The sequence below is a fragment of the Actinobacillus ureae ATCC 25976 genome, from assembly GCF_000188255.1.
Taxonomy (GTDB): Bacteria; Pseudomonadota; Gammaproteobacteria; order Enterobacterales; family Pasteurellaceae; genus Actinobacillus; species Actinobacillus ureae.
This window is the reverse complement of sequence record NZ_GL831080.1, coordinates 912141-914180: the sequence shown is the minus strand read 5'-3', so window position 1 is coordinate 914180 and position 2040 is coordinate 912141. Positions and strand designations below refer to the sequence as shown.

The window sequence follows — 2040 nt, the reverse complement described above, 5'->3', positions numbered from 1 at the left end:
ACTACAGCCCCTTATTTTAAGAAAAAAATATTACCGCAATGAATGCATTCTAACGAATTCTCATAATTTTGCTAATTAGAAAGAGGTATTGTTGATATGGATCAACCAACATCATTTAAACCCTTTTGTTTATGAAAATAATTAATATTAAATCTGAAAATTATGAAATTGACGTTAATTAATGGTTAAAAATAGAATGTCTCTCATCACATGAGATAAGAATGTGATTGCAAATTCAACATTATTCTAACAATAACAATTCGTAAGAGGGACAAAATATGAGTTATGCCAAAGAAATTGATCATTTAAATCAAAGTGTTGCAGACTTAAACGGTCAAATTAACGTTTCATTTGAATTTTTTCCACCCAAAAATGAAAAAATAGAAACCATGCTATGGGATTCCATTCATCGCTTAAAAGCATTAAAGCCTAAATTTGTCTCTGTCACTTACGGCTCAAACTCCGGCGAACGCACACGCACTCACTCCATTGTAAAAAATATCCAGCAAGAAACCGGCATTTTAGCTGCACCGCATTTAACCGGTATTGATGCCAGCCCCGATGAACTACGTACGATTGCTAAAGATTATTGGGATAACGGCATTCGCAATATTGTTGCACTCCGAGGAGACGAGCCGGCTGGCTATGCGAAAAAACCATTTTATGCGGCAGATTTAGTGAGATTATTAAAAGAAGTGGCTGATTTTGATATTTCAGTTGCCGCTTACCCCGAAGTACATCCGGAAGCAAAATCAACACAAGCCGATTTAATTTATTTAAAACAAAAAATTGAGGCGGGAGCAAATCGTGCCATTACCCAATTCTTTTTTGATATCGACAGCTACCTTAGATTTCGTGACCGCTGTGCCACCGTAGGTATTGATGTTGAAATTGTACCGGGTATTCTACCTGTTTCCAATTTCAAGCAATTAGAAAAAATGGCAAAAGTAACCAATGTTCGAATCCCAAGTTGGATGCAAAAAATGTATCAAGGTCTGGAAGATGATCAAACAACCCGTAATTTGGTCGGTGCAAGCATTGCGATGGATATGGTCAAAATTCTCTCAAAAGAAGGTGTGAAAGATTTCCATTTTTATACCTTAAATCGCTCCGAACTTACTTACGCCATTTGCCATATGCTCGGTGTTCGTCCATAAACACTAGACAATAATGTACAAATAACGGACAATGTTCATATTGAATAATTGTCCTGTTTACTTATGCTATTTTTAACCAAACTGATTACCGCCATCATTCTTCCGCCATTTAATGCTTTGATTTTATGGATTTTTTCTTTATTTCTCCATAAATTACACTTCAAAAAATCAAGCTACTTTTGTACGTTGCTAGGCATTACGATTCTCTATATTTGTAGCACACCTTATTTCTCACATCAGTTGATTCAAGCAGTCACTTTTACCCAAAAACTTACCATTGAAGATTACAAAAAAGCCCAAGCGATTGTGGTATTAGGAGGAGGATTACGCGATAGTAATGAGCTATTCGGCAATTACGCGATTGCCGCCCCACCGTTAGAACGTATGCGTTATGCGGCTTATTTACATAAGCAGACCGGTTTACCTATTTTAGTGACGGGCGGTAGCCCTGAGGGGCGAGAGCCGGAAGCCAAAATTATGGCGCAAGAGTTGAACGATTTTTTCCATGTTCCCGTCACGTGGGTTGAGGAAAAATCAAATGTTACCGAAGAAAATGCAACCTTCAGCAAACCGATTCTGATGCACGCCGGTATTCAACATATTGTTTTGGTGACTAACCAATGGCATATGAAACGTGCCAAAATGCTGTTTGAGCGAGAGGGCTTTAACGTGCTTGCGGCCAGTACCACCGCTCATCAAGCGCTTGATATCGGAATTTTACCGTTTATCCCACAAGCACAAGCGCTACAGAACAGCAGTATAGCTCTCAAAGAGTGGATCGGTTATTGGAAAGAAAAACTTATCGGCTAAATAGAATAATAGAGCCCCCATTTGATCTGCCCCCCAAAAGTTGGACTAAACCTCCAACAGATTAAGGTGCAGA

2 protein-coding genes are annotated in these 2040 nt (G+C 38.6%); both read left to right on the top strand.

Going from position 1 to position 2040, the window contains the following annotated elements:
* Positions 1-278 precede the first annotated feature (278 nt).
* Positions 279-1157 (top strand): methylenetetrahydrofolate reductase, encoded by an 879-nt coding sequence (gene metF, locus HMPREF0027_RS04445; RefSeq protein ID WP_005622561.1) that lies wholly within the window; start codon positions 279-281, stop codon positions 1155-1157.
* Between the two features lie 63 nt (positions 1158-1220).
* Complete coding sequence (locus HMPREF0027_RS04440) at positions 1221-1967, top strand: YdcF family protein (protein WP_005622560.1); 747 nt, start codon at positions 1221-1223, stop codon at positions 1965-1967.
* Positions 1968-2040 lie beyond the last annotated feature (73 nt).